Annotated in this window: 3 protein-coding genes, 1 pseudogene and 1 other annotated feature; of the genes and pseudogenes, 2 read left to right on the top strand and 2 right to left on the bottom strand. The window is 66.7% G+C overall.

The genetic code is table 11. From position 1 onward, the window contains the following. Positions 1-102 precede the first annotated feature (102 nt). Positions 103-270: an RNaseH domain-containing protein gene (locus AZE13_RS39395; RefSeq protein ID WP_398780278.1), complete on the top strand. Its 168-nt coding sequence runs from the start codon at positions 103-105 to the stop codon at positions 268-270. A 150-nt stretch (positions 271-420) separates the two neighbouring features. Here the strand turns inward: AZE13_RS39395 and AZE13_RS31685 are convergent, their stop codons facing one another. Together AZE13_RS31685 and AZE13_RS31680 are read right to left on the bottom strand one after the other, a co-directional pair. Continuing rightward, entirely contained in the window at positions 421-765 is a 345-nt protein-coding gene (locus AZE13_RS31685) for a hypothetical protein (protein ID WP_066939844.1), read from the bottom strand. Between the two features lie 63 nt (positions 766-828). Then, a pseudogene (locus tag AZE13_RS31680) lies at positions 829-2,041 on the bottom strand (IS3 family transposase). After that, positions 1,650-1,763: a sequence feature (AL1L pseudoknot), on the bottom strand. (Overlaps the previous pseudogene by 114 nt.) A gap of 1,112 nt (positions 2,042-3,153) precedes the next feature. Between AZE13_RS31680 and AZE13_RS31670 the strand changes: the two are divergent. Beyond that, a partial coding sequence (locus AZE13_RS31670) for a hypothetical protein (protein ID WP_066939839.1) occupies positions 3,154-4,844 on the top strand: 1,691 nt, incomplete at its 3' end.

The raw sequence follows: 4,844 nt of genomic DNA, 5'->3' as shown, positions 1-4,844 counted from the left end.
CCCGTTACGCCCACACCACACATAATGCGCACGACCAAAATCGCAGGTCAGAAGCCCTTCGCGGCCGGTTCGAGGATCGCCACGCACTCCACGTGGTGCGTCATCGGGAACAGCTGGACGCTGGCATCATGCCAGCAATCCCAGGACCGGGCATCTGATCTCGCCGCCTACGTCAACAATCTCTGCCGGTGCCACCTGCACACAGACGCAGCAACGCTCCTTCCTCTACTCCTGCACCTGGCAAAGCTGATGGAGGAGTACATCGCCTGAACCGCTTCTGTACTCCTAAGACTTGCCCCGTAAGTGTTGTTCGGGCTGGCCGTTGCGGGGTTCGGTGGGTTGGTTGCCAGGCCAGAGTCAGGTCGTGCAGTAGGCGATGCCGCGCATGGCGTCGTGTCAGCCGTTGCCCCAGCTACGGACTCAGCCCTCCGCGTCGGAAAACCTCTGCGCAAGGTCGCGATGCTTGTCTGCGGCCAGCTTGCCCTGGGCAGGGCTGATGGTCGATCCAGCCATGCGGCTCAAGCGTTCGACCTCCTCCGAGAAGCACAGGTGCTCGCGCCGCGCGTGCTCACGGCAGGCAAGGCAGGTGACACGATCCGGGCGAGGAGAGGTCATCGCATACGGCACCCGCAGCCCGCATCCAGTAGTGACAAGGCTCGGCAGGTCACTGGCCAGACCAAACGTGGATGCCAACACGTTGCGGGTAGCGGCATCGCCGTGGACCACCTTCGACTGAACGTGGATGTGCGGATCGTTCCCGTCCATGAGTCCTCCATGCTCCGGCGACTGAACCGCACCGGGTTCGTTGGAGAGTGTGATGTGTGGTTCTCAGGCGGTCTGAGTGGCTTGGTGTGAACGGTAATACATAGCCTCGTACTCGGTGGGCGGCATGTCGCCGATGGCGCTGTGGAGGCGCTGGCGGTTGTACCAGTCGACCCAGGTGAGAGTGGCGATCTCGACGTCGTCGAGGGTCCGCCATTCTTGATCGTCTCGGTTTTGTACAGGCCGATGGTGCTCTCCATGAGCGCGTTGTCGAGGGCGTCGCCGACGGTGCCGATGGACGGGGCGGCACCTGCTTGATGGAGCCGGTCGGTGTAGCGGATGGACACGTATTGGCTGCCGGCGTCGCTGTGGTGGACGAGGCCGTGCAGGTCGCCGTCCCCGTCGCGGTCTCTTGACCAGATGGCCATCTCCAGGGCGTCCAGGACGAGGTCGGTGCGCTTGTGGCCGGCGACGCGCCAGCCGACGATCTTGCGGGAGAAGACGTCCAGGACGAAGGCGACGTAGACGAAGCCGAGCCAGGTCGCCACGTAGGTGAAGTCGGTTACCCAGAGCTGGTTCGGGCGCGTCGCGGTGAAGTCGCGGTCCACCAGGTCGTCGGCGCGCTCGGCGGCGGGATCGGGGGTCGTGGTCTTGACGGTCTTGCCGCGGACCGCGCCCGTAAGGCCCAGTGCGCGCATGAGGCGTTCGACGGTGCAGCGGGCCACGGCGATTCCCTCGCGCCGCAGCTGCCGCCAGATCTTCCTTGCTCCGTAGACTTGGTGGTTCTCGTCGTACACCCGCTGGATCTCCACACTCAGTTCCTCGTCGCGCAGCTCACGCCTCGACGACGGCGCGTCCTGACGCTTCTTGGCGGCGTAGTACGTGGACGGAGCGAACTGCAGCACCTCGCAGACCGGCTCGACCCCGAGTTCCTCACGTACCTCGTCGATGAACACGGTCACCTCGGCAGTCGCGGGTCGAGCTCCCGCGCGAAGAAAGCCGACGCGGCCTTGAGGATCTCGTTCGCCCGCCGCAGCTCGCGGTTCTCTCGTTCGAGTTCTGCGATCCGCTGAGCATCCGCAGTCGAGGTGCCCGGACGCTTGCCACCGTCGACCTCGGCCTGACGCACCCCCGTACGGTCCGCCTCCCGATTGACGCCGAGCTGATCGGCGACCCTCGATATCGACCCGGTACGGACCCCGGTCTGCTCACGTATCTCGAACACCATCCGCACGGCCCGCTCACGGAGCTCATCCGGATACTTCCTCTTCGCTGGCATAGGTCCCAATCCTCCAGGATTCGAACCCTCCAACGAACACGGGGCGGTTCAGCCGACGGCATCAGTATCGACTGGGCTACTGCCAGCGCGGAGCTAGAAGATCGCTCGTTTGGCGTGGACGGCTAGTAGAGGTGGGGCCAGCCAGCAGCCTCGGTAGGCCGGGGCGGGCACGCACGTAAGGCTGCTGACTGAGCGTTGCGCAGTGTGGGTGAGTGGAACCACGCAACGCTGGTCCTCATCTGACCGGCCACGGTGAGCGGTCCACCAGCCTGGTCCACTCATCGTCCTCCTGCCCGGGCAGCATACGCCCGGCCAGGAACCAGCAGGCGGCAAGCGCGGCGTAGATCGGCTCATTCACTGGCATGAGGGGGTGATCGTGCGGGTGTTCGTTGGGCGGCGCGGGTTGATTCGGAATCGCCGTCATGCCGTTCCAACGGCGGGGCGGAACACCGGTCACGGTACGGGCGGGGAAGTGGGGTGGCCGCCATACCGACGGACGAGTGGAGCGATCACCAGGGGCGTTGATGGCGAACATCGCACATCGCATCGGAGGGTACGGTCGTAGCCGCTCACAGCTGCGCAGCATTCAGTCCGGCCTGGCGAGGATGGTGGTGCGGACGAGCAACTCCTCTCGGTAGTTGCCGAGTTCGCAGTTGTGGAGATGGAGCGAGAACCGCAAGGCAGGTGGTACGGCGACGAGCGATCACGGCGGCCCGGTATTGGCCTCCGCATAGAGGGGGCGGGCGCTACGACACCGCCAAGTCCGGCTTCGGTCGGCGTGGCATCGTCTGTAGTGAGAGCCCCTATTGCCCTTGTGCGCCGACAGGTTGGGAGCGGGCATCATGAGACGGACCGTCTCAGCTGTGCGGGGGCTGCTCGACATCATCTGGTGAATTCGCAGGCGATGAGGCTCGACGCTCCGTGCAGGCCAGTACTATTCCGCACTATTCCGCCGCATTGGGATGCCCAAGGGCGGGCGTGAGTGGCCCATGCCCCCTCTGTCGCTGTGTCCCTTGTCGGGTGCGGTTGCTCGTCCAGTCCGCCGTCTTCCGCTTGGAGCCCGCCACGTGTTGTTTTTCGGAACTGCTCGGCACGGAGTCGGGCGGTTTGGCATGTCGCTGGTGCTTGCGGCGCTCTTCGTGGCCCAGGCGTTCGCTGCTCTGGGTTCGCGTCTGCCGCTGTTGGCCTTGGCCGCGGTGGCAGGGCTGGTGGTCGATCTGTACCTGCAGGAACGGGTGGATCGGCCTTCCGCACCGTGGGACATGGTTGCGGCGGAGATCACGACACGGCAGCTCTTGCGGGACATCCTGACGTTGGTCGGTCTGCTCCGGGCAGGGATCCTGGATCTCCTCCCGGACCAGGCGGTGATGCTGATCGCTCTTCTGCTGTTCTATGGCACCCACTTCGTGTGCCAGGCGGTCGCCGTGCTGGTCCGCCGGTCCCGCAGCCTGCCGTTCGTGACCCGCAACATCGACGCCACCGCGCTGCGGCTGTGCGACGCCCCGCCGCGGATCCTCTCCCGCCAGACGGGCCGGCGGCTGCTGCGCTTCTCGGTGCCGACCACGGTGGGCATGATGATCACCTCGATCACCGCGGACGCCTACTGGGGCGGAATCGGCCTGACCGTCTCACTGACCCTGTCCGCCGGCGGCACGCTCTACCTGAGCACCTGGCTGCTGCCGGGCAAGCGGGTCGCAGACGAGCAGCAGGCACTGCGGTGGCTGGACACCTGGCTGGCCGAGTACCGGCCGACGGTCGGCATGTACTTCTCCGGCGGCGCCACCTCCGCCTACCAGGCCAACATGTGGCTGAGCACCCTGGCCGCCCTCGACGGCAACCCGATCATCGTGCTCCGTGAGCGCTTCATGGTGCAGAAGATCGAGGCCACGGACGTGCCGATCGTCTGCATCCCGAAGGTCGCCCACCTGATGCGCCTGGAGCATTCCACCCTCAAGGTGCTGCTGCACCCGGCGAACTCCGGCAAGACCTCGCAGATCCTGCGCATCCCGTCCGTCAAGCACGCCTTCACCAACCACGGCGAGAGCGACAAGCTGTCCTCCTGCAACCCGTACGCCAAGGCGTACGACGAGGTGTGGGTGGCGGGTCCGGCGGCCCGTGAGCGCTACCAGCTCGCCGACATCGGCGTCGAGGACAAGGACGTCGTCGAGGTCGGCCGCCCGCAGCTGGCCCCGATCCGGGCGGTCCGGCGGCACGGCGGTGCCCCGGACGGCCGGCCGATCACGGTGCTGTACGCCCCGACCTGGGAGGGCTGGGACGGCAACCCCGGTAACACCTCGGTGATCGAAGCCGGTGAGAACATCGTCCGCGAGCTGCTCGCCGACGCGCAGGTGCGGCTGCTGTACAAACCGCATCCGATGACCGGCTCCGTGGACCCGCGCGCGGCCGCCGCCGACACCCGGATCCAGGCGATGATCACGGCGGCCAACGCCCGGCGCGACGGTACGCGGCCCGGCCCCGAGGCCGCCGCCGAGCTGGCCCGCCGCACCGACGAGCTGGAGGCGCTGACCACCTCGGCGTTCCGTAAGAGCGCGGACGAACTGGAGCGGATGCGGCTCCAGGGCACCCCCGAGGAGGGCCGCGCGACCGTCGTCGAGGACGCGGCCGCCGCCTGGGAGGAGGCGTACTGGAACTCCTTCCCGGAGTGGGAGCACCTGATCATCACCACCGCCCGCCCCGGCATCTTCGGCTGCTTCAACCAGGCGGACGTGCTGATCAGCGATGTCTCCAGCGTCGTCTCCGACTACCTGACCAGCGAGAAGCCGTACGCGGTGGCCAACACCTC

Source organism: Streptomyces sp. NBRC 110611 (assembly GCF_001590865.1).
Classification (GTDB): Bacteria; Actinomycetota; Actinomycetes; order Streptomycetales; family Streptomycetaceae; genus Streptomyces.
Note: the sequence above shows the minus strand (reverse complement) of the source record. Positions and strands in the feature narration are given on the sequence as shown.